This window comes from Paenibacillus sp. FSL R7-0297 (assembly GCF_038009025.1).
In the GTDB taxonomy this organism is placed as follows: domain Bacteria; phylum Bacillota; class Bacilli; order Paenibacillales; family Paenibacillaceae; genus Paenibacillus_AQ.
In genome coordinates this window covers 2979529-3001913 of the sequence record NZ_JBBPAQ010000001.1, presented here as the reverse complement: position 1 = coordinate 3001913, position 22385 = coordinate 2979529, and the positions used below count along the sequence as shown (strand labels likewise).

General features: G+C 52.2%; 20 protein-coding genes and 1 other RNA gene. 3 read left to right on the top strand and 18 right to left on the bottom strand.

What is annotated here, in order from left to right:
- Nucleotides 1-8: 8 nt before the first annotated feature.
- The 5 genes from MKZ24_RS13105 to MKZ24_RS13085 all read right to left on the bottom strand — a co-directional run bounded on the left by MKZ24_RS13105 (nt 9) and on the right by MKZ24_RS13085 (nt 5112).
- Entirely contained in the window at nt 9-1130 is a 1122-nt protein-coding gene (locus tag MKZ24_RS13105) for an LCP family protein (protein ID WP_340783578.1), read from the bottom strand.
- Nucleotides 1131-1212: 82 nt separating this feature from the next.
- Complete coding sequence (locus MKZ24_RS13100) at nt 1213-1509, bottom strand: YlaH-like family protein (protein ID WP_042139406.1); 297 nt, start codon at nt 1507-1509, stop codon at nt 1213-1215.
- Nucleotides 1510-1668: 159 nt separating this feature from the next.
- A complete protein-coding gene (gene typA, locus MKZ24_RS13095; protein WP_039304185.1) occupies nt 1669-3513 on the bottom strand; it encodes a translational GTPase TypA in 1845 nt (614 codons plus the stop codon).
- 255 nt (nt 3514-3768) lie between these two features.
- Nucleotides 3769-4281, bottom strand: coding sequence for a hypothetical protein (locus MKZ24_RS13090; protein WP_042238548.1), 513 nt, complete (start codon nt 4279-4281; stop codon nt 3769-3771).
- A 171-nt stretch (nt 4282-4452) separates the two neighbouring features.
- On the bottom strand, nt 4453-5112 hold the full coding sequence (locus tag MKZ24_RS13085; protein ID WP_042238550.1) for a TerC family protein: 660 nt from the start codon (nt 5110-5112) through the stop codon (nt 4453-4455).
- A 189-nt stretch (nt 5113-5301) separates the two neighbouring features.
- Here MKZ24_RS13085 and MKZ24_RS13080 point away from each other — a divergent pair, with 189 nt between their 5' ends.
- The gene (locus MKZ24_RS13080) at nt 5302-6003 is read left to right on the top strand and encodes a TerC family protein (RefSeq protein ID WP_039304177.1); all 702 of its coding nucleotides are present in this window, start codon (nt 5302-5304) and stop codon (nt 6001-6003) included.
- Nucleotides 6004-6089: 86 nt separating this feature from the next.
- Here MKZ24_RS13080 and thiI read toward each other — a convergent pair whose 3' ends face one another.
- The 6 genes from thiI to MKZ24_RS13050 form a co-directional block, all read right to left on the bottom strand.
- Nucleotides 6090-7316, bottom strand: coding sequence for a tRNA uracil 4-sulfurtransferase ThiI (gene thiI, locus MKZ24_RS13075; protein ID WP_445323704.1), 1227 nt, complete (start codon nt 7314-7316; stop codon nt 6090-6092).
- A 72-nt stretch (nt 7317-7388) separates the two neighbouring features.
- Nucleotides 7389-8540 (bottom strand): cysteine desulfurase family protein, encoded by a 1152-nt coding sequence (locus MKZ24_RS13070; protein WP_340783568.1) that lies wholly within the window; start codon nt 8538-8540, stop codon nt 7389-7391.
- Between the two features lie 204 nt (nt 8541-8744).
- The gene (locus MKZ24_RS13065; RefSeq protein WP_042238553.1) at nt 8745-9458 is read right to left on the bottom strand and encodes a lytic transglycosylase domain-containing protein; all 714 of its coding nucleotides are present in this window, start codon (nt 9456-9458) and stop codon (nt 8745-8747) included.
- 191 nt (nt 9459-9649) lie between these two features.
- The gene (locus MKZ24_RS13060; protein WP_042238554.1) at nt 9650-10051 is read right to left on the bottom strand and encodes a hypothetical protein; all 402 of its coding nucleotides are present in this window, start codon (nt 10049-10051) and stop codon (nt 9650-9652) included.
- Nucleotides 10052-10062: 11 nt separating this feature from the next.
- Nucleotides 10063-10284 (bottom strand): DUF1540 domain-containing protein, encoded by a 222-nt coding sequence (locus tag MKZ24_RS13055; RefSeq protein ID WP_042216770.1) that lies wholly within the window; start codon nt 10282-10284, stop codon nt 10063-10065.
- A 180-nt stretch (nt 10285-10464) separates the two neighbouring features.
- A complete protein-coding gene (locus MKZ24_RS13050; RefSeq protein ID WP_042238555.1) occupies nt 10465-10962 on the bottom strand; it encodes a YpuI family protein in 498 nt (165 codons plus the stop codon).
- Between the two features lie 281 nt (nt 10963-11243).
- Here MKZ24_RS13050 and MKZ24_RS13045 point away from each other — a divergent pair, with 281 nt between their 5' ends.
- Entirely contained in the window at nt 11244-13121 is a 1878-nt protein-coding gene (locus MKZ24_RS13045; protein WP_340783560.1) for a S8 family peptidase, read from the top strand.
- 36 nt (nt 13122-13157) lie between these two features.
- On the opposite strand, the gene pdxR is transcribed toward MKZ24_RS13045, so the two are convergent.
- Nucleotides 13158-14600, bottom strand: coding sequence for a MocR-like pyridoxine biosynthesis transcription factor PdxR (gene pdxR, locus MKZ24_RS13040; protein WP_042238557.1), 1443 nt, complete (start codon nt 14598-14600; stop codon nt 13158-13160).
- 96 nt (nt 14601-14696) lie between these two features.
- Here pdxR and MKZ24_RS13035 point away from each other — a divergent pair, with 96 nt between their 5' ends.
- Nucleotides 14697-15911: an aminotransferase-like domain-containing protein gene (locus tag MKZ24_RS13035; protein ID WP_042238558.1), complete on the top strand. Its 1215-nt coding sequence runs from the start codon at nt 14697-14699 to the stop codon at nt 15909-15911.
- A 115-nt stretch (nt 15912-16026) separates the two neighbouring features.
- On the opposite strand, the gene rnpB is transcribed toward MKZ24_RS13035, so the two are convergent.
- From rnpB to dnaG, 6 genes are all read right to left on the bottom strand, one after another.
- An RNA gene (gene rnpB / locus MKZ24_RS13030) (RNase P RNA component class A) lies at nt 16027-16443 on the bottom strand.
- Nucleotides 16444-16515: 72 nt separating this feature from the next.
- A complete protein-coding gene (locus MKZ24_RS13025; protein WP_042238559.1) occupies nt 16516-17631 on the bottom strand; it encodes a Nif3-like dinuclear metal center hexameric protein in 1116 nt (371 codons plus the stop codon).
- Complete coding sequence (locus MKZ24_RS13020) at nt 17607-18377, bottom strand: tRNA (adenine(22)-N(1))-methyltransferase (protein ID WP_042243205.1); 771 nt, start codon at nt 18375-18377, stop codon at nt 17607-17609. The genes MKZ24_RS13025 and MKZ24_RS13020 overlap by 25 nt, the downstream gene beginning before the upstream one ends.
- A gap of 5 nt (nt 18378-18382) precedes the next feature.
- On the bottom strand, nt 18383-19207 hold the full coding sequence (locus MKZ24_RS13015; protein WP_042238560.1) for a hypothetical protein: 825 nt from the start codon (nt 19205-19207) through the stop codon (nt 18383-18385).
- Nucleotides 19208-19366: 159 nt separating this feature from the next.
- Complete coding sequence (gene rpoD / locus MKZ24_RS13010; protein ID WP_039304147.1) at nt 19367-20500, bottom strand: RNA polymerase sigma factor RpoD; 1134 nt, start codon at nt 20498-20500, stop codon at nt 19367-19369.
- 40 nt (nt 20501-20540) lie between these two features.
- Nucleotides 20541-22376, bottom strand: coding sequence for a DNA primase (gene dnaG, locus MKZ24_RS13005; RefSeq protein ID WP_231637709.1), 1836 nt, complete (start codon nt 22374-22376; stop codon nt 20541-20543).
- Between the last annotated feature and the right edge of the window lie 9 nt (nt 22377-22385).

Below are 22385 nucleotides of genomic sequence, written 5' to 3'. Positions count from 1 at the left end.
CCTGCTGATTATGGACTGTCTGCGGCTGCAGAAGCAGCGGTGCCAGAGAGGCCGGATATCTGGTCCTGAAGGCTTTTCTTGGCTGCGTCCAGCTCTTTATCGTCAATATATACATAGGGACTGCGCCAGGTTCCTGTCACCGGCACAAATTCTACATTCTCCTTAGATATATTCCAGTAAGTAGCTATCATGCTTTTGATCTGGGCATTCTCAATATCGCTTGCCAGATTATCGTCCACGGCATCCAGCACCTTGCCGATTTTGAGCACCCCTCCGAGTGATTGCATCTGTGCGATCAGCGAATTAAGCACTTCATTCTGGCGTTTATTGCGGTCAAAATCGTCAGAAGGCTTCGTTGCCGGACTGCAATTGGATTTACGGTAACGTACATAATCAAGCGCCTTATCCCCGTTTAGCTGGGCTTGGCCTTTCTTGAGATTAATATCGGTTCCGTCCACACTGTCCGTGTAGCACATATTCTCGCTGATATTGACATCTACACCACCGAATTCATCCACGATATCCCGGAAGCCCTGGAAATCAAGCACAGTGACATAATCGACCTGAATATCGAGATATTTGCTCATCATGGTCTTCATTTCATCCCCGGCCAGAATCCCTGAGGTCTTCTCCTTGCTCTTGAAGCGGGAGTAGAACGCATTGATTTTGGTTTTCTTATAGCCACTAAGCTCTACGTAAGTATCGCGCGGCAGTGAAACTACGGTTGCCGATTGGGTCTCCGGGTTCAGCGCCGCAACCATAATGACATCCGTCAGATTGGACGGGTGCTTCGGACGGTTGTCAGTGCCTAGCAGCAGCATTGTCAGCGGCTTCTCTGAAGCAGACTGCCCCGCCTGAACTGGCTGGTCCACGCCGAATCCTCCCTGATCAAACTTCCAGTACAAGTACCCTGCGTAGCCCAGCGCCGCAATTACGGCAACCAGGAGGAGGATCAGCAGCAGTTTCATCAGCCGGGCGAAAAACCCGCGTTTCTTAGGCTTCTTCTTATTAGGTTTCGTAGATTTGGTTGATTTCGTTGATTTGGTTGAGGCAGCGGGTCTGGACTGCTGTCTGTTGGTTCCTTGCTGGCCATTCGATCTGGGTGGCAGACTGCCCTTGCTTGTATTCATAATTGAATTAGGTCCTTTTCATTCAGGTAGAATTAGATAACTTTATAATAACTTAGACGATCCGGAGCACTAAAAGTTGCGCCTAGTGCCGTTTCGCAGCAGCTGCAGCTTTCCGCTTCTGCCGGGCCTCTACCAGGTAGCGGACCCGCACGAGCAGCATTAACCCTACCGCCACCAGCAGGCACTGGATGATCGGAAGTTTATCATGCTGGAAGATGAGCAGCATCCCCGAGCCTATAGCCATCATAATATATAGTACGATCTCTTTGCCGATGGGCAGCTTCTGGTTGACGCGAAATACACGGTTATACACATAGGTCAGTAGAATAAAGATGACAATGTAAGCGACAATTGGATGCTCAGCGAACCAGCTCTGCACAGCTCGTCACTCCTCCCGGATATAAGTATCGTTTACATTATATCATCCTCAGCAGTTTTATACTTCTTTTAATCCCTGCAATTTGAACGATCTTCTGTCCGGTTAAATAACAAGAAAAGCCGCCGGATTCTTCATCCGGCGGCTTGAATGGGTTACAGCTTACGCTTGGCTGGCTTGTGCCGCTTTACGCTGCTTCTCTACACGTTCGCGCTCACCCTTGTTCAGGATCTTTTTGCGCAGACGAACGGATTTAGGTGTAATTTCGCAATATTCATCATCATTCAGGTATTCAAGCGCGCCTTCCAGAGAGAACATACGCGGAGTCTTCATTTTAACAGTCTCATCCTTCGTTGCAGAACGAACGTTGGTCAGCTGTTTTTCTTTGCAGATATTTACAATGATGTCATTATCGCGGGTGTGCTCACCTACGATCATGCCTTCATAAATTTCAGTTCCCGGTTCCAGGAAGAGAATACCGCGGTCTTCTACGCCCATCATGCCATATAGAGTCGTATTGCCGGTTTCACTGGATACGAGTACGCCTTGGTGACGTCCGCCAACCTGTCCGCCAATCAGTGGAGCATAGCTGTCAAACGCATGGTTCATAACGCCATAACCGCGGGTCAGGGTCAGGAAGTAGGTGTTGTAACCAATCAAACCACGTGCAGGAATCAGGAACTCCAGTCGAACCTGGCCCGTACCATGATTAATCATGTTGACCATTTCTGCTTTGCGTGTTCCCAGACTTTCCATAACAGCGCCCATGCTTTCTTCCGGAACATCAATCATCAGGCGTTCAAGCGGCTCCATTTTGGCTCCGTCGATTTCCTTGACGATAACTTCAGGCTTGGAAACCTGCATTTCGTAACCTTCGCGGCGCATGTTCTCGATCAGGATACCCAGGTGAAGCTCACCACGGCCGGATACGACAAATGCATCAGGGGAATCCGTTTCATCTACACGCAAGCTGACATCCGTTTCCAGCTCTTTGAACAGACGTTCGCGCAGCTTACGGGAAGTTACCCACTTGCCTTCTTTACCGGCAAACGGACTGTTGTTCACGAGGAACGTCATTTGCATTGTAGGCTCGTCGATCTTCAGAACAGGCAGCGCTTCTGGATGCTGCGGATCGGCAATGGTCTCACCGATGTTGATGTCCTTGATACCGGCAATCGCTACGATGTCGCCTGCACCCGCTTCTTCAGTCTCAACACGCTTCAGGCCCTGGAAACCAAACAGCTTCTCGATACGCGCTGTTTTGCTCTTGCCGTCACGCATAATAACAGTTACGGACTGGCCCTGCTTGATTACACCGCGGTTAACACGGCCAATGGCAATACGGCCAAGGTATTCATTGTAATCCATCAGAGTTACCAGGAACTGCAGGGGCTCTTCAACTTTTTCAGTTGGAGCCGGGATATGTTCAACAATGGTTTCGTAAAGGGCAAGCATCGTTTCATCCTGCTTCTCAGGGTCCATGCTCGATGTGCCGTTAAGCGCTGAAGCATAAACAACCGGGAATTCAAGCTGATCGTCACTGGCTTCAAGCTCAATGAACAGATCCAGAACTTCATCAATAACTTCCTTTGGACGTGCAGCCGGACGGTCAATTTTGTTCACGACAACGATAGGTGTAAGGTGCTGCTCCAGTGCTTTGCGCAGAACGAACTTAGTCTGCGGCATGCAGCCTTCATAAGCATCTACAACCAGCAGTACGCCGTCAACCATCTTCATGATACGTTCTACTTCACCGCCGAAATCGGCGTGTCCAGGGGTATCTACGATGTTGATCAGGAACTCTTTATAGGTAATTGCTGTATTTTTGGCTAGGATAGTGATTCCGCGTTCCCGCTCCAGGTCGTTCGAGTCCATGGCCCGTTCTTGCAGGTGCTCGTGAGCGCTGAAAATTCCTGATTGCTGCAGAAGCTGATCGACGAGTGTTGTTTTACCATGGTCAACGTGGGCAATGATCGCAATATTGCGAATATCTTTTCTTGAATGCATGATTTGTATCCAAATCCTCTCATTTATCAAATTAAAAATGTTTAAATTTATAGCATGTCACGGCAGTCTCACAAAAGAAGCGCCAGGCAGAAACCCGACGCTCCAACATATCCTTAATAGTATCGTGAAAGCACCATGAAAAGCAAGTCTTTTTCTGAAAAAAACGTTACCAACTTCGTTTAATTTTTCTAATTTTGCCTTAAGTCAAATTCTGCGGTGTCCATTCCCTCAATCGGTGCCGTATGCCCGGCTGTCTTACCAGCCGCCGTTCCACTTCTTGCGCCCGCCCGGTCTGCCCCGGCCCAGCATCAGCCATAGGCCTGCGGCAACCAGAACGGCACCCAGCAGATACAAGGCTCCGGTCCCGAGCAGGGTGAAGATGAACAACACAATGCTTAGCAGCCCCAGGATAACAGCGGTTGTTGTTAGTCCTCTGGTTCTGGCTGAAGAATACAGCGAATATTCATAAAGTCCAACCGCAATGCCCAGCAGCAGGATAGGCCATAAATGCCTCATCAGGTCCCAGCCCCATGTATTACATAATCCAAAGAGCAGACCGTATACCGTTAATATGCCCGCAGGTATTAATACAGATGCAGAAGCACGGCGGGTGAAGAATAGCACATGCAGGAACAGGCCCGGAACCAGAATTACGAGCGGCCACAAGGCATGTCCAAGAAATCCGAACACCCCCAGCTTCCCGAGCAGAATCACAATGCCGGCGGCGGCGATGAACACACCCAGTTTCATGTCGTTTTTGGAAGACATCTTTCACCCATCCCTTCAAAATTCGCGTCTTTTCTCTGGCCCTCGTCATTTTATATTTTATCTGAAAAATAATTAAAACACCATCATTCTTCGTGCATTCGGGGGAACTGCACAAAAAAAGCTGAACCAAAGCTTTCCAGCTTTTGGCACAGCCTCTAGTATTGCCGCTTCTTATCCCGCAGATACCATCCTCCGCTTAAGCATACCTGTTGCTACGACAATAATCCCCAGCACCATCGGAAGCATGGAGTGGAATGTAGGCAGCATGAAGGAAATGACCGCACCAAACTTGGCATCCTGCAGCAGCATATTACCGGCCGTATACGCCAGAATATAGGCTCCAATGAAGACCAGCACAGGGAAGCGGTGCAGCCAGCCCACGATGATGCCGCTTCCCCAGACTACAATCGGAATGCTGATGGCAATCCCGATTACGATAAGTGCCAGATCTCCTTTGGCCAAGCCTGCAATCGCCAGCACATTGTCCAGACTCATGATGAAGTCCGCGAGCAGAATGGTGCGCACCGACTTCCATACGCTGGAGCTCCCCTCAATCCTAAGTTCCTCCTCCTCCTCCAGCAGCAGCTTAAAGGAGATCCAGAGCAGCAGTATCGCGCCTCCGGCTTCAATATAAGGAATTTTGAGCAGCAGCACTGCAGCAAAAGTCAGGATGCAGCGCAGACCCACTGCCCCGGCAGCTCCCCACCATACCGCTTGCCTGCGGTGCTTCTCCGGGAGATTCTTGCTGGCCATCGCAATGACCATCGCGTTGTCTCCGCTCAGCACCAGATTGATCATCAGTATTTCACCCAGCAGCAATAAAGAATCCATTCTCTTCAACCTCCCTGAACTCCATGTAAATACATGTATGCCTCAGGGTGACAAGCTATGCATTCTGTCCGGCTTTTTCAGAAACTACGCATGAGCGGGGCTGTTCCAGCGTATACAAAATTATAGCCTGCCTGCCGCATGTCAACAAAGCCCGTATATCTTTCCAACAAATTCGAGGAGTGACCCCTATTGAATCCATCCGTTACGGATTTCATATTATCCCTGCTGAATATTGTCTTCCTCGATCTGATTCTGGCCGGTGATAATGCCATTGTGATCGGCCTGGCCGCGCGGAACCTGCAGGGAAGTTCACAGAAGAAGGCGATCCTGCTGGGCACTGGCGGCGCCGTGGTGTTGCGGATTATCGCAACGATTCTTGTCGTGTGGCTGCTCAAAGTGCCCTGGCTGCTGCTATTCGGCGGATTGCTGCTTATTATGATCGCCTATAGGCTGCTGACGGGGGGAAATACGGAGGACACGGACATACAGGCAGGAGGAACACTGTGGTCGGCCGTACGGACGATCATTGTCGCAGACGCGGCGATGGGGCTGGATAATGTAATCGCGATCGCCGGGGCAGCCAAGCACAATATTACGCTTGTGGTGCTCGGGCTGCTGATCAGCGTGCCGATTGTGGTCTGGGGCAGCACGCTGTTCATCAAGCTGATCAACAGATATTCCTGGATTATCTATATCGGCTCAGCCGTGCTCGGTTTCACCGCAGCAAGTATGATTACCAGTGAGAAGCGGATTGCCCCCTTCTTCGAACAGCAGCCGCTGCTCCACTATCTGTTTATTGCTCTGGTGATTGCAGGCATCCTTGCCGCCGGCCTCTGGCAGCGCCACCGCGCTCAGGGCAGAATTCCGCATAGCGGCAACTCTACCCGGTAATGCAATGCATATATCCCCATATATTAGAAAGAGGTGCCCCGGCCAACCATTATTACTGGCTGCAGGGCACCTCATCTATAGCTATTCTAGAACCATTCTTCCTGTAAACCTGCCTGTGCAGGGATCACATCACTCGGCTTCTCATCACCGTATGGTGTAATCGATACCGTCTCTGTTCCGGCAACCGCCGCTTCCAGGAGTGCCTGATACCCGGGCAGTGTAGCTTCAATCTTATCCACAATCCGCATGTTCGGATTCGTCGTCGGCGACTTGGGCACGAACAGCGTGCAGCAATCTTCATAAGGAAGGATGGACAGGTCATAGGTGCCGATGCTCTGTGAGATTCCGACAATCTCACTCTTATCCATCATCACCAGCGGACGCAGCAGCGGCAACTCAGTGGCCCGGCCAATGACATTCATGCTTGGCAGCGTCTGACTGGCGACTTGCCCCAGACTATCACCGGTGATCAGGGCCAGCGCCCCTTCGCGTTCAGCAAGAGCGGTAGCAATCCGCAGCATGGCCCGGCGCATTAGTGTAATAATCAGATTATCCTGACCAATTCCGGTAAAAGACGTCTGGACCTCCGTGAACGGAACCAGGTGGAGCTTAATCACTCCGGCATAACGCGACAGTACCCGCGTCAGATCTACAACCTTCTGCCGGGCAAGCTCGCTGGTATACGGGTAGCTGTAGAAATGCACACATTCCACTTCAAGTCCTCTGCGCATGGATGACCAGCCCGCAACCGGGCTGTCAATGCCGCCGGACAGCAGCAGCATTGCTTTGCCGTTCGTACCGAGCGGGAACCCGCCGACACCGGCAATATTCTCGCAGAAAATATAGGTATGCCCTTCACGAATCTCAATTCTCAGCTCCATCTGCGGAGATTTCACATCCACAAGCAGCCCGGGATACCCCTGCAGCAGAGGAGTGGCAATCAGCTTGCCCATCTCAATGGAGCCATACGGAAAGTCCTTCCATACCCGGCGGGCACTAACCTTGAAGGTTGTTCCTGCCGCCGGGGCAATAATATTCAGGAATATTCTGCTGGCTGCAAGAATCTCTTCAAATTCCGACCTGGATACCTTCACCGGGCTAATTGAAGCGATGCCGAATACATTCTTCAGTGCATCCGTTAACTCTCCCGCCGGCTCACCGTTCAGTTCGACATATATCCGCCCGAATTCTTTGCTCAGCACCACGCCGGGATAGGGTTTAACCATCTCCTTCACATGACGGAGCACTGTTTTTTCGAACCGGCTGCGGTTTTTTCCTTTTAAGATAAATTCTCCAAAGCGCAGCAGAAGCATATCCGCATATTCAATGCTGCTTCCAATTCCCGCAGCCTTAGCTCCGTTGTCAGACTCTATAATTGTCATTTATTATTTCACGCCTCCTTCAGCAATCTTCAAAGACTGGACAGCGGCAAGCAGCGCCTGCTCCAGCTGCTGCACCTCCTGCTTCGTATGGCTGTCACCCAGACTGATACGGATGCCGCCAAGCGCAGCAGCCCTGTCCCTCCCGATGGACAGCAGAACCCGGCTCGGTTCGGCCAGCCGTGACGAACAGGCGGAGCGGGTGGCAACGGCCATTCCCAGTTCCTCCAGCTTCCGGGCCATAACCTCCCCCTTCATTCCGGGGTAAGAGAAATGGACAATATGAGGCGCCCCGTCTCCGCTGCTGTTCAGCACAAGCTCCGGAATTCCTGATATATAATCCTCCAGCTGTTTTTTTAGCGGCGTAATACAGCGGGTGAATTCCTGCCGCCGTTCGCCGCTCATGCGCACCGCCTTGGCTGTGGCTACAATATTCGGCACATTCTCTGTTCCGGCGCGGTTGCCCATTTCCTGAGAGCCCCCGGTAAGCAGAGGGAACAAGGTTACGCCTTCCCGTACATACAGGATTCCTGTTCCGCGCGGGCCGCGGATTTTGTGCGCTGACAAGCTGTACAGATCCGCCTGCCATTCCTTCAGCCGGGTCTCCAGCTTGCCATAGCCCTGCACCCCATCGACATGAAACAGTGTCCGGCGGTTCACAGCCTTGACCTGCCGTCCGATCTCTTGCAGCGGCTGCACCGTGCCAATCTCATTATTCACATGCATTACACTGACCAGCACAGTATCCGGCCGGACCGCAGCGGCAACCCGCGAGGGTTCGAGGACTCCGGAGCTGTCCGGTGCAATAAAGGTAATCTCCCAGCCCAACTGCTGCAGCTGAAGACAGCTCTCATAGACTGAAGGATGCTCCAGCTCGGTAGTTATTATATGGCGCCCTCTGCCCTGATATTGCAGCGCAGCTCCTTTGATGGCCAGATTATTGCTCTCCGTAGCTCCCGAAGTGAACACAATCTCCTGCGGCTGCACGCCAAGCGCTGCCGCACACACTTCCCGCGCACGCTTGATCAGCTTATCCGCCTCCGCCCCTGCACGGTGCAGAGAGGAGGGATTGGCAAAGTGCTGCCTCATGACTTGTTCCATAGTCTGAACTACCTCCTCATACGGCGGAGCAGCAGCGGCATAATCCCAATACAGCATATATCGGCGTTCTCCTTTGCTTATCGTTTCAGCATTCCCATTCTGCCAGGCATATACGGCTACGCCGTTCTTGGTGGACGGTAGCCTTTCAGCGAGAAAGAATAAGTATAGCAAAATTCATACTTTATTTATATGTTGCAAAAAGGATCAAACGGGCTGCTGCCGCCGGAGCGGCTTGATGCAGATTCCGTTTGATCCTTTATATTATACCGCGTATTGCGCACGGGCGCGTTCTATTTTGGCAATATAGGCCTGAGTTTCCTTCGGAAGCCCTGAGAGATTCGCCATAAGCTCTGCGTCGTTATTGACGCCCAGCTTGTTAACCCGGCCCGGCCCGGCATTATAAGCGGCCAGTGCCATATTCTCCTCACCATTGTAACGTTTGAGCTGATATGAGAGGTAACGCACGCCTCCGTCAATATTCTGGGCGGGATCAAACGGATCGGAGACCCCCAGCCCGTTCGCCGTTCCATCCATTAATTGCATCAGCCCTTTGGCCCCAGCAGAAGAAACAACATTAGGATTAAACGAGGATTCCGTATCAATTACAGCCTTGATCAAATCAACAGGAACGCCATATTTCGCACTGGCCGTCTGGATCAGCTCTTCGTAATCCGTCGGCACTGTGTGCGTTATTTCCCCGGAAATGCTGTCGTACGTTTCAGCTGTTCCACCGAGCTGCTGCCAGAGCAGATTACTTAGTGAAGAAGTATCCGTGAGTGAGGTTAAAGTGCTTCCGCTGCCGCCGCCGGTTGCGGATTGCAGGGCCGCCTGCTGTAGTAAAGCGGCGAATTCCGCTGCCGAAGAACCTGTTACCCCGGATGAAACCTTGCCGCTTCCGCCTTTCATGCTTGAACTCCTCAGATCAACCCATTTCAGTTGCCCGGTTCCGCTTGCTGCAGCGGGGTCGATTGCCATGCTCCCATTCCCTCTTCCATAATAAATCTATATAAATAAAATAAAGCATTCTATTTAAATTTGAAATACGGCTTTATTTTACAATTTATTTGCAGTAATTACTATATGCCAAACAGAAAAAACAGACCTCAGACCCGCATAGTTAGGTCTGAAAGCCTGTTTTGAAACCAAATTTCTGCATGCATTTTACTCTAACGGGCAAAAGGAATTAAGACAAAATAACTTAAGGTAGAGACAATTCCCAGTCCCATGGACCAGGCGCCAGCAGTTTTTTGTCCCCTGGCATAGGCATAATACCCGAGCACTGCAGCAATAGGCCCCATAATTATTGACCAGATAAATAAGGAAACCACACCAAAACCGAGGCCAATATAACCGATTGTCCGTTCATCACTTTCCTTTACACTGCCGGTTGTACGTTCTGTTTCCCTGTTGGCGGTACTGTGGACCTGCACGGGAAGCGGACTGATTTCAGCAGCATATTCCTCGTTGTGACTTCTGTCCCGCCGGGGGTAATCCACTCTGCGCGGACGCAAAATAATTTTCCTGCGTTCCGAACGGTCCACTTTGGGTTCATCATTCTGATTGTCCATAAGGGCCTCCTCTAAGCGTTCGGCTTGAACGTCAGACAACAGGTTGCAGACGAAGTTCCGGCATGATCATGATGATTGTTCGCCGTAAGCTCTTCAGCATATTCTTCTTTGAAGTGGCTGCCTGCATGCTTGTCAATTTCAATTACAATTTCCTCGGCACGGCACAGGTTCTGTTCTCCCCAATAATGACAGTTGCTCACACTGCATTTCACAAGCGGTTTTGCGTTTGTCATAATGATCACCTCGGCTTCATTATGTCCTCTCCGCTTTACTGCTATGCGGCTGAATGGTTTCCAGCTGATGAAACGGCGCCGTTCATATAGGCACACGCAAATGTGCACGCAAAAAAAGACCAGGATGTCATGTTGCTCATGACAAACCCGGTCCTTTACCCGAAACTGGCAGATCCGGTACTACACCTGATTCTGCATCCGTTTCTCCGTTAAATAATCGTTCTCATAATAAGCCAGATCATCGCGCAGCTCTTCATAGACCTTAGTAATCTCCATAATAATATCGCGCGCCGGACGAACCGGCTTCTTGCGGAAACGGATCGCATCCTGACCTGTGTAGGCATAGCGTCCATCTTCGGAGTAGCTTTCATTCTTAGGATAGAAGAAGTTGTTCACTCCAAAATGATATACATTATATAGCGCTTTTTGCGCGAAGGCTTCATCAAAAGTGGCGCGGCGCAGAGCAACCCCAAGCTTCTCATAAGACATCTCCGAGAACACCAGCAGATGGCGGAGATCGGACAAGAACCCTTGATAGAAATGCAGTGTTTCTTCACCCTCTTCGGCAACCAGTTGCGGCAGCGCATGCTCGTTCAGGAACAGTTCCATTTTTCCGATTACGGATTTAAGTTTTTCTCTCGTCGATACACACAATTTCTGCACATTAGCTGCTGACATGGCGATTGCTCCCCCTTATTAGTCCTTGCTTTGTAGTCGTTACGACATAATCATTTCGAATAGTTCTATCTTGATAGTATCACAAAACTTCACCGGTCTCCACCCACCGCAGGTGAGGAGAGTCATCCCGGTCCAGCAGACCGGATACAAGCCCCGGAAAGCGCTTATTTTCTGATATTAACATAAAACCCTGTACGGCGGTATCCTTTTCTCCGATGCATAAAACCAGCCCTCTCTTCTAAACCTAACAGGTATTACAATGCCAGGAAGGAGCGGAAACCATGTCACGAAAAAACTTAACCGTCGCCGGTCTGGTCACTGCTGCGCTGACGGTGGTGCTGCTTACTTTTGCCCTGCGGCCGGAAGACAGCGCCATAAGCAGTACCCTCAGACAAGCCTCTGTGCCGAATCCCTCTCAGGAGAAAATCATCAAGAAAACAGCCCTGGTACAGGATGTGAGTGCTACTGACCGCCTGAACCGCGTGGATGTAAGCAAACATCTTAGAACTATGCTATCGGATACCCACGGCGCTTCGCCTGAGGATATCTCAGCATATGCCAGGAACTTACAGCAGGGACACGGTCATATCACCATGCTGATGCTGATTGATTTCCGCACGCAGAAGACAACTACCTATAAATCCTCTCTTCCGGAAGGAACGGACCAGGAGAACAAGCAGCTGCTCAAATACCTGAACACAGCCAAGTCGGCCATCAAGGGGCATCAAGCCTATGAGTCCCCGTCTTTTGTAATCGGCAGCAAGAAATATTATTTCGTGGCACAGCGTGACCAGGAGGGCCAGCTCGGCGTCATTGCCCTGATCAATCAGAAGATTCTTGACCGGGTAGCCCAGCACCAGCTGAAGAATCTCCGTCTGATCCCTTACCCTAAGGAAGGCAAGTACCGCGTAGAATCCGTTCATGCCGATACGCTGCAGGATCTCACTGTCAAGACAGGCCATGACAATGAGAATGCCAGCCATTACTACGAGAACGAGATCGTCGTCCGCTTCCCTAACGGGCATCCTACAGCAGGCCAGCTTCAGACCATTGCCGCAGATATTCAGTGCAAGGAGCCGCGTAAGCTGGGGTATGCCTATATTTTCCGCTCAGAGAAGATGAACTATTCCCAGCTCAAAACCTACTTCGCTTATAAATGGCACCCGCAATACTCCGAGCCTCACTATATGTATTTAACCAATGATACAGTGAGCGAAAATACAGGTGCCAATGTTATAACGCCTAATGATCTGCTCTTCTCCACCTATCAGTGGAATCTGCCGGCCATTGAAACAGAATTGGGCTGGAATCTGTCCAAAGGCAGCAAGGAAGTCGTTGTAGCCGTGGTGGATACCGGAGTTCAGGCGGACCATCCCGATCTGCAGGGCCAGCTGCTGGCCGGATATAATGCGATAACTAACGGTGGAGCGCCGGATGATGATGTCGGGCACGGCACGCATGTCTCAGGCATCATCGGAGCGTTGACCAATAATGAGGAAGGTGTGGCCGGCATCAGCTGGTATAACAAGATCCTTCCGGTAAAAGCGCTCGACAACTCCGGGGCTGGCACCACTTATTCTGTTGCCGAAGGCATTATCTGGGCTGCCGACCATGGCGCCAAAGTGATTAATCTCAGCCTGGGCAATTATGCCGACTCCCAGTTCCTGCATGATGCCATTAAATATGCCTATGACCGCGACGTTGTCATTGTCTCCGCTTCCGGCAATGACAATACCGAGCGGCCGGGCTACCCGGCGGCCTATGAGGAGGTAATTGCCGTGGCCGCAACCAATTCCACCGGAGAGAGAGCGTCTTTCTCCAATTACGGGGATTATATCGATGTGGCCGCCCCCGGGGAAAGTATCGCCAGTACCTATCCTGATAATCAGTATGCGGCATTATCCGGTACCTCGATGGCCAGCCCCCATGTGGCAGCGCTCGCCGGGCTGGTACGCTCGCTGAACCCCGGGCTGACCAATAAGGAAGTAACCGAGCTACTGACCTCAAATGCGGTGGATCTGGGTGATGCCGGACATGATAAATACTTTGGCTGGGGTCAGGTAGATATCTACCAGACCCTTCAGGCTGCCGGCGGAGGCCAAGTTCCCCTGCAGTTATTCCCTCAGAATGTCGGTAAACAGCTGAAATCTATGCAATGAGTTACACGCTTGTCCGCCCGGCCAGACGCGTGAGGCTTATTGGCGGATTGAACGCAGATGCCGGTCCAGCAGGCGCAGGAACTGTCTGAGCCCGCGCTCCATGTCTTCTTGCGTAAGCTGCGAATAACAGAGCCGGATATGGCGGGAAGGCGTGTCTCCGGCATAGCAGACATCTCCGGGCAGGAAGGATATCCCTTCCTGATCAGCCAGCGCATGCAGCTTGTCTATCCCGGGGGATTCGGGCAGCTGCAGCCATAAGTTCAGGCCGCCCTCAGGCAGCGTCCAGCTGACTCCGGCCGGGGCATACTGCTTCAGAAGCATCGCCGCCGCTTCCTTGCGAAGGCGCAGGGCGGTCCGCAGCTTCGCCGCGTAGGCCTCATACCTGCGGTCGATGAACGGCAATACTGCCCGCTGGGTCAGCAGCGGACTGCCCAGGTCACTCGACGACTTGGCGGCAATCAGCCTGGACAGGATATTGCCTTCAGCGGCAACGCAGGCGATCCGGCATCCGGGCGCGAGCACTTTGCTGAAGCTCTTCATATAGACTACATGCCCGGCGCCATCCATCGATTTGATCGACGGCGGAGGCGGCTGATGGAAATACAGATCACTGAACGGATCATCCTCCACAATGAGACAGCGGTAACTGCGGGCAAGCTCCAGCAGCCGCTGTCTTCTTGTTATGCTCATCGTAGCGCCGCTGGGATTCTGAAAGGTAGGGTTCGTATAGATGAGCTTCGGCGGTCTGCGGTCACACATTGCAGTAAGCCGGTCCACCCGCATCCCTTGCTCATCCATCGGAACGAAGATCATCTCTGCCCCCCGTCCGGCAAAAACATCAATGGCACCCGTATAGCTAGGCGCCTCCAGATATACGGTATCCCCGGGACCGACGAAGGTCCGGGCCACCAGATCGATTCCCTGCTGTGAACCGCTGGTAATCATTAAGTCATTGGACCCAATCGCTATGCCCCGGCTCTGCAGATGCCTGCGCATCACCTCCCGCAGCTCCTGATCGCCCTGGAAATTCCCGTAGGAGGCCATCAGCTCTGGCTCTTCTTGTACCAGAGCCGCCATAGTGGCACCAATCGGTTCAAGCGGAAGGAGGCTGCTGTGTATCGCTGCCAGATGGAAGGGATACTGCACTTCCGAATAATTGAAGTTGCGCCACAGCTGTGCCCGCGGCAGGTAGTCGTCATAAGCGTCCTGCCATCCGGCTGAAGTATCGGGCACATTCCGCTGCCGCTCCGCTACATAACAGCCTTTGCCCTGGCTGCAGATAATATGACCGCGGGTTTCCAGATCAGCATAAGCCTTGCTGACGGTTACCTGGCTTACCTTCAAGGAGGAGGCCAGACCTCTTACGGAGGGCAGCTTACTCCCCGGCTGGAGCAGTCCGGAAGTGATCCGCTGGGCTATGGTCTCACTGATCTGCTGTGGCAGAGATTTAGTGCCGCTGCGGAGTAAATCAATACGCATCCCGTTTCCCCCTTGACTGTTATATTTAGCGCTTTACTGTTATACTGCTATACCGTTATGATACAACAAAATTCAGATTAGCGGGGAGCATGAACCATGAAGATTAATTATGCTGAGATGACGAATCACCTGGGGTCCTCAGCTGTCCGTGACATTCTCAAAATTACGCAGGGCAAAGATATTATCTCGCTGGCGGGCGGCTTGCCTGCTGAGGAGCTGTTCCCTGTAGAGGCTGTCCGCGATGCCTATAACCGTGTACTCGCCAGTGATGTTTCAGCGCTGCAATACGGCTTAACCGAGGGATACCTTCCGCTGCGTGAAGCGGTCGCTGCAAGATTGGGACAGCAGGGCATTCCGGTGTCCGCACAGGAAATGCTCCTCACCACCGGTTCCCAGCAGGCTATAGATCTGCTCTGCAGAATACTTATTGATCCGGGTGATGCCGTACTGGTGGAAGCTCCTACTTATCTGGCTGCCCTGCAGGTGCTGGGAACTTACCGCGCAGACATCCGCGTGGTGGACAGCGATGAACAAGGTATGCTGCCTGAGCATCTCGAAGAACAGCTCCGTAAGCACCGGCCTAAGCTCCTGTATGCCGTCCCTACGTTCAACAATCCTTCAGGTGCGACCTGGAGCAAAGAACGCCGCGAACAGGTTGTAGGGCTATGCCGGAAATACGGCGTGCTGATATTGGAAGACAATCCGTACGGGGAGATTACCTTCGATGAAATTCCTGGAGCTTATCCGCCCACACTTGCCTCCATCGACAGAAATCTGGATGGTAGTTCCTGTGTGGTCTATACAGGCACCTTCTCCAAAATCGTGGCACCAGGGCTGCGCACAGGCTGGATCATCGGCCCTTCAGAGCTGATCCGCATCATCGCTAAAGCCAAGCAGGCTGCTGATCTGCATTCCAGCGCCATTGATCAGCGCGCCCTGCATGAACTTCTGCAGAGGTTTGACCTAGAAGAACATATCCGCCTGATCTCCCGTGAATATCAGTCACGGATGAAGCTGCTCTCGGCCGAGCTCTCCTCACGGAACTGGGAGGGGGCCAGCTTCCTTGAGCCGCGCGGCGGCATGTTCCTATGGCTGACCCTGTCCGGCCGCATTAATACTGCTGAGCTGCTGCCGCTTGCCGTAGAGCAGGGCGTCGCCTTCGTTCCCGGCGAGGTATTCTACTCCGCCGGGCCGCTGAAGAATGCGATGCGCCTCAACTTCACCCATACGCGGCCGGAGCTGCTGCCCCTTGCGGTGCAGCGGCTGGAAGTAGCCATGTCCCGGTATGAGGAACGTCTGCTTCCTATGTAGCCATTGCTCCGAAAGTTACCTATAACTATATACAAAAGGCGGCCCCCTGAGGAGGCCGCCGTCTTAATGTCTGTAAGTGTATTGAGTTACCGCACAGTGCTTATTCGTTGTCAGTTAGGAAAGTTTGCCGTAAGCCGGGTTCTGTGCTCGTTGTGGTTCAAACGGGAACTACCCTCCCACCATAAGCGACAATCATCTATCTAGGCCATACATTACTGCACAGCTCCAGCGACCAACCTAGACACGCCTCAGGCGAAGGCTGCTTCTCCCGGTTAGGGAAGATGCTGCGTCTCATTAGGTCTTGCTCCAGATGGGGTTTACCAGGAACGAAGTCACCAGCGTTCCTCGGGGTCTCTTACACCTCGGTTCCATCCTTGCCTGTGCTGCCCGAAAGCAGCCATCGGCGGTCCATTTCTGTGGCACTATCCTTCGGCTCGCGCCGACTGGACGTTATCCAGCATCCTGCCTTATGGAGCCCGGACTTTCCTCCCGCGGCGTTCTCACGCACACCGGCGATTGTCTGTCAAACTTTCCGGAACAACATTGTATATTATACAGACTTGCACCAGCGGACACAAGTGTTAATAATTTCAATTACAGCCGCTTAGAGGAAATTGAAAGGCTCGGTGTCCAGCTTGGAGGCATACACCACAGTACTGCACTTATGCTCTGTCAGCTTGCCGGTAAGAAACTCCGCAACTTTCTCCTTCATGATCTTCTCTGCATTATGCCCCGGGTCAATCAGTGCGATGCCTGCCAGGTGTGCATCCTGCGCCGTATGGTAATCGATATCACCAGTCACCAGCACATCCGCTCCTTTGAAGATGGCACTGCTGTAATACTTGGCACCGGACCCGCCCATAACAGCTGCCTTGCGGATAGGCCGGTTCAAATCACCAACGACACGCACATGGTCAACATCCAGACCGCTCTTCACGGTCTCCACGAACTCTCCCAGCGTAGTTGGCTCCTTAAGCTTACCCACTCTTCCAAGGCCGAGGCTGCGTCCCTTGAGGTCCATGGAATAGAGATCATAAGCCACCTCTTCATACGGATGAGCCTTCAGCATAGCCTGCACAACCTTATTGCGGATCGGATGCGGCACAATGGTCTCAATGCGGATCTCTTCAGCCCGTTCCAGCTTGCCTTGCTTGCCGATATAAGGGTCTGTTCCCTCCTGAGGAATGAAGGTGCCATAACCTTCGATGTTGAAGCTGCAATGGCTATAATTGCCGATCCAGCCCGCACCGGCATTCAGAATCGCATCCAGCACCTTCTGATGGTGATCCTTCGGCACAAAAACAACGAGCTTGGACAATTGCTCCGTATGAATATCCTTGATCGGTGCACCGTTCTCAATACCCAGCGCTTCCGCCATCCAGTCGTTCATTCCGCCTTCCGCCACATCCAGATTGGTATGGCTGATATAGACGGCAATGTCGTTTTTGATCAGCTTCTCATACAGCCGGCCCATGGGAGTGTCTGTGAGAATGCCTTTGACCGGCCGGAAAATAATCGCGTGATGGGCGATAATCAGATTACAGCCTTGGGCAATCGCTTCGTCCACGACACTGTCATTGACATCCAGTGCCACCAGTACGCCGATAATCTCCTTCTGCAGGCTGCCCAGCTGAAGCCCGACATTATCCCATTCCTCCGCCAGATGCTTCGGGGCAAGCTGCTCCATATATCCAATTACAGTCTGTCCTTTGGCAAACATTCCAGCACCTCCGCTATCCGCTTGATTTGTGCATTGATCTTGCTGCGCTTCTCTTCTGCCGCCTCCTGCTCAGAACGCGACAGTGAGGCCAGAATTCCTTCCAGCTTGGAGATTTCCCCCCGCCACTTCGCCGTGAACACTTCATTCGGCGCTTGCAGCAGCCAAGGCCCCATCTGCAGGAGCAGGGACTGATCAAGGACCACCCCGCCGCCGGCGAGCGCTTGTTCCCGGTATAGCTGTTCATTCGTCCGGCCAGCTTCACTGCCTTCAGGGACCGCTGTCAGGATCTCATAAGTTTTGCCGTCTTCCTCCAAAATATGCTCCGAGATCAGCACCCAGCCGTTACCAAGCAACCAGCGGCGCAGAATATCCTCGCCCACATTCGGCTGCAGCGCAAGTGTCTTCACCCCGGCCAGCTTCCCCTGCTTCTGACCGCGATCAAGAATAGCGGCGATTAGCGATCCGCCCATACCGGCAATCGTGATGCAGTCTGCTTCTCCCGGCTCCAGCACCTCCAACCCGTCCCCGCGCCGCACGGCAATCTTCCGGCTGAGGCCAGCTTCAGCTACGCCTCTGCCTGCTGCTTCATACGGTCCCAGGTTTACTTCCCCCGCAATTGCCGAAGGCACACGCCCGCTCTCCACTGCGGCTACAGGGAGCAAGGCATGATCCGAACCGATATCGGCAAGCCTGCTTCCTTCCGGTACCTGCTCCAGCAGAAGCTGAAGCCGGTCTGATAATTTTATATTGTTCATGAGGCCACCCACGTTATCCATTTTTTTCTGAAGATGAACAGCAGCGCTAAGCCAACAGCGATCTTCAGTATTAATACAAGCGAAGTCCATTCCGGGAATCCCGATCTGAGCCATAGCGCATCGATTTCCGGCATCAGCCAGAGTGAAGCGCCGACGCCCAGGTATACACCTGAGACCCCGCTAACCCGATGATACAAAAGCCAGCTTAGCCAGATCATCAGCACACAGAGCGGAAGCCAGAGCAGCTCCAGCATGAGAATGGAAGCATCCGGCCTCGCCTGGCCAAAGAATCCGGCATACAGCAGCGCCCAAAAAGCAAAACCGCAAAAATGAAGGAGTCCGATACGCAGAAAGAATCCAAGTACACACCATAGGAGACCGCAGGCTGCAATCAGCAAAGGTCTCCAAAAATCGGGATCCAGATCATGCAGTGCAATTAGCCACAACCCGAACCCAAGGGTTAACACGCTGCCGATTCCCGCCAGTACCAGACTAATCATCTTGTTACGGTCCAGATAAATAGCCGAATAGCCATAACAAACAATTAATACACAGAGCGCCGTGGCAAGTTGCAAAGGCCAGGGAAAAACGCTAAAATAAAGACTAATCAAGAAAATCAAGGAAATTATTCCAAAACCAAACAGCCATATTTTGATGCTTCCCTGCTGGAGATTCCGCAGCGACACCGGATTGCTATCCTTAATTTCTGCTTGATCATCATACAGGTTGGTCAGGAAATCACAATATTGCTCCGGCAGCAGCTTGCTTCTTCTCCAGTACTGAATTTCTCTTAAAATAGTGTCACGTTTCTCCAAATTCAACGGCTCATCCCTCTTTCCAGATCTTGCCTCCGGCCTGTTACAAAACTCCCCGCAAAGTGGGGCTTTAGCTTCGATGATGACTCAGGTACTTTGCGGGGACCCAGAATATACACAAAGGACCTCCTGCCACCGTGCAGCAGAAGGTCCGGCCCTATACGTCTATTCGAGGAAATCCTTCAACCGCTTACTGCGGCTCGGGTGACGCAGCTTGCGCAGTGCTTTGGCTTCAATCTGGCGGATACGCTCGCGGGTAACGCCGAACACCTTACCCACTTCTTCAAGCGTTCTCGTCCGTCCGTCATCCAGTCCGAAGCGCAGGCGAAGTACATTCTCTTCACGCTCGGTGAGCGTGTCCAGCACATCCTCCAGCTGTTCCTTCAGCAGCTCATATGCCGCTGCATCCGCAGGCGCAAGCGCCTCCTGATCCTCAATGAAATCTCCCAGATGCGAATCATCTTCCTCACCGATTGGTGTTTCCAGTGATACCGGCTCCTGGGCAATCTTCATGATTTCCCGAACCTTCTCTACGGTCAGTTCCATCTCAGCCGCAATCTCTTCCGGCGAAGGCTCACGTCCCAGTTCCTGCAGCAATTGGCGGGAAACCCGGATTAATTTGTTGATGGTCTCCACCATGTGCACGGGAATACGGATCGTCCGTGCCTGGTCGGCAATCGCGCGGGTAATCGCCTGACGAATCCACCAGGTTGCATAGGTACTGAATTTGAAGCCTTTATTGTGGTCAAATTTCTCAACGGCCTTGATCAGACCCATGTTGCCTTCCTGAATCAAATCCAGGAACAGCATGCCGCGTCCGACATAACGTTTGGCGATACTGACTACGAGACGCAGGTTTGCTTCTGCAAGTCTCCGCTTCGCTTCCTCGTCACCATTCTTGATTCTCATTGCCAGTTCCACTTCATCGTCAGCCGATAACAGCGGAACACGCCCGATTTCCTTCAGATACATCCGGACGGGGTCGTTGATCTTGATGCCCGGAGGCAGCGACAGATCGTCGTCGAAGCTGAAATCATCACTGTCTTTGTCCTCATTATCCTCACTGGGCCGGAGGCTGTTGACCTCTTCATCATTCTCATTGACAACTTCGATCCCCAGATCGCTCAGCTGCTCGTAGAATTCCTCCATCTGCTCGGGGTCTTGATCAAACGGCGATAATTTCTCCATAATATCTTTGTAGTTGAGTGATGATCTTTTCTTACCATGATCAATAAGCTGATCCTTAACCTGATCCAGAGTAAATTCCGCTTCCAGTTCAGTATGCTGATCGTTCGCCATAATTCGACTCCCTCCTCCCTAGGTACATCCTGTCAATGTCTCATTGTCTCTCTAGGGCTAAAATTTCACTTGCTATTTGTGCTGCACGCAAAAAGTCACCGGATTTTTCCGCCTGAATCATCTCTTCACGCTTGGGTTCGATTTTGCGCTGCAGAGGATACTTCTGCACTTCACGAATGCAATCGTCCAGAACCTGGGTATTCCAGTCCGGAGGGGTATCCATCATGGAGATCGCCGTAGCAGTCTTCTCCAGACGGTCATCCTGAAGCGATGATAGAAACCGGCTGATGCCGGGTGGTTTGCCTTGCGCATAATAGGCATATAGATAAGCAGCAATTGCCGCATGATCATCAATATTGAACTCTTCCCCGAGGCGTTCGCCCACATAGGCCGCCGCCTCCGGATCTTGAATCATCAGTGATAAAAGGCGCCGTTCCGCAACATGGTAAGCAGGCAGCAGCGTAGGTGTCTGCACCTGCCCTTTTTTATGCCTACCATTATTCCACCTTTTGTCGTTATTATCCCCTTCGGGAATGTTTTTTTGCATGGACGCCCGAAGTAAATTGCAATCCTGCTTCAAGCTGTCATAGGACAGCTCCAGCTCGGAGGCGATTTCCCTCAGATATACCTCACGCTCCGTCGAAGAATGGAGTCCGGCAATAATCTCCAGAGCCTCCTTGACATAGGCAATTTTGCCGTCTTCCTCTAGGAGTATATGGTTTTTTTTCAGATATATAAGCTTAAATTTTATGGAGGATACGGCGGAGTCAATCACCTGCTCCCTGAATCTGTCCCCGCCATGCCGGTTGATGAATTCATCGGGGTCCAGGCCGCTCGGGAGCAGCGCAACCTTAACTCTCAGCCCGCTTTCTTCGAGCAGCGGAATGGCCTTGAGTGCGGCAGCTTGTCCCGCCTTATCTCCGTCATAGGAGAGAACTATCTCATCCCCCAGGCTTTTCATCAGCGCCACATGGCCCTCGGTGAGCGATGTACCCATGGTTGCCACCCCGTTATGCACACCTGCATCCCAAGCCGAAATGACATCACCGTATCCCTCGAACAGGACGATTTGCCGCGTTTTGCGGATGGATGCTTTGGCCTGGTGCAAATTGTACAGGATCCGGCTTTTGTTGAATAACCGGCTCTCTGGGGAATTCAGATATTTCGGCTGCCCTTCACCGAATATTCTTCCGGCAAAGGCGATGGTCTTGCCCATGCGGTTAGCAATCGGAAAAATGACCCGGCCGCGGAAACGGTCCAGATAACCCTTGCCTTCCCCCCGGGCAGACAGCAGTCCGCCCTTCTCCATTTCGGCGAGATCAAAGCTCCGTTTCTCCAGAAACTGCAGCAGTGTATCCCAACGGTCCGGCGCATAGCCAATTTGAAACTGGTCAATCATTTTATCGCTGAACCCCCGGGTTCTTAAATAATCCATGGCGGCTGTGCCGTATTCCGTGTTCTTCAGCAGATAATGATAATACTTCGCCGATAAATCATACGCCTGAATCAGCCGATCCCGCTCTGGATCGGGTGGAGCGAGCGCTCCACCTCTGCCCTCGGGCACGGGTATATCACTTTCTTCCGCCATTATTCTGACTGCTTCGGGAAAGGATAATCCTTCGATCTCCATCCTGAACTTGATGGCATTTCCACCCATACCGCAGCCAAAGCAATGAAATACTCCCCGGTCAGGGGTGACGGTGAAGGAAGGGGATTTCTCCGAATGGAACGGGCAGAGGCCCCATAAATATTTCCCCTGCTTGGACAAATGGACAACCTTACCGACTGTATCGACAATATCATGCCGCGCCAGCACGCTTTCGATAACCTCTTCCGGAATATTACCGTGTCCGCTAGCCACATTAGCCACCTTCATCTCTTAACA

Bases quoted from the DNA above. Each gene is read 5' to 3' on its own strand.
- MKZ24_RS13105 (WP_340783578.1), bottom strand. From the start codon at position 1,130: ATGAATACAAGCAAGGGCAGTCTGCCACCCAGATCGAATGGCCAGCAA.
- typA (WP_039304185.1), bottom strand. From the start codon at position 3,513: ATGCATTCAAGAAAAGATATTCGCAATATTGCGATCATTGCCCACGTT.
- MKZ24_RS13090 (WP_042238548.1), bottom strand. From the start codon at position 4,281: ATGTCTTCCAAAAACGACATGAAACTGGGTGTGTTCATCGCCGCCGCC.
- MKZ24_RS13085 (WP_042238550.1), bottom strand. From the start codon at position 5,112: ATGGATTCTTTATTGCTGCTGGGTGAAATACTGATGATCAATCTGGTG.
- thiI (WP_445323704.1), bottom strand. From the start codon at position 7,316: ATGCTTCTGCTGCGCTTTGGAGAATTTATCTTAAAAGGAAAAAACCGC.
- MKZ24_RS13070 (WP_340783568.1), bottom strand. From the start codon at position 8,540: ATGCTGTATTGGGATTATGCCGCTGCTGCTCCGCCGTATGAGGAGGTA.
- MKZ24_RS13065 (WP_042238553.1), bottom strand. From the start codon at position 9,458: ATGGCAATCGACCCCGCTGCAGCAAGCGGAACCGGGCAACTGAAATGG.
- MKZ24_RS13060 (WP_042238554.1), bottom strand. From the start codon at position 10,051: ATGGACAATCAGAATGATGAACCCAAAGTGGACCGTTCGGAACGCAGG.
- MKZ24_RS13055 (WP_042216770.1), bottom strand. From the start codon at position 10,284: ATGACAAACGCAAAACCGCTTGTGAAATGCAGTGTGAGCAACTGTCAT.
- MKZ24_RS13050 (WP_042238555.1), bottom strand. From the start codon at position 10,962: ATGTCAGCAGCTAATGTGCAGAAATTGTGTGTATCGACGAGAGAAAAA.
- MKZ24_RS13045 (WP_340783560.1), top strand. From the start codon at position 11,244: ATGTCACGAAAAAACTTAACCGTCGCCGGTCTGGTCACTGCTGCGCTG.
- pdxR (WP_042238557.1), bottom strand. From the start codon at position 14,600: ATGCGTATTGATTTACTCCGCAGCGGCACTAAATCTCTGCCACAGCAG.
- MKZ24_RS13035 (WP_042238558.1), top strand. From the start codon at position 14,697: ATGAAGATTAATTATGCTGAGATGACGAATCACCTGGGGTCCTCAGCT.
- MKZ24_RS13025 (WP_042238559.1), bottom strand. From the start codon at position 17,631: ATGTTTGCCAAAGGACAGACTGTAATTGGATATATGGAGCAGCTTGCC.
- rpoD (WP_039304147.1), bottom strand. From the start codon at position 20,500: ATGGCGAACGATCAGCATACTGAACTGGAAGCGGAATTTACTCTGGAT.
- dnaG (WP_231637709.1), bottom strand. From the start codon at position 22,376: ATGAAGGTGGCTAATGTGGCTAGCGGACACGGTAATATTCCGGAAGAG.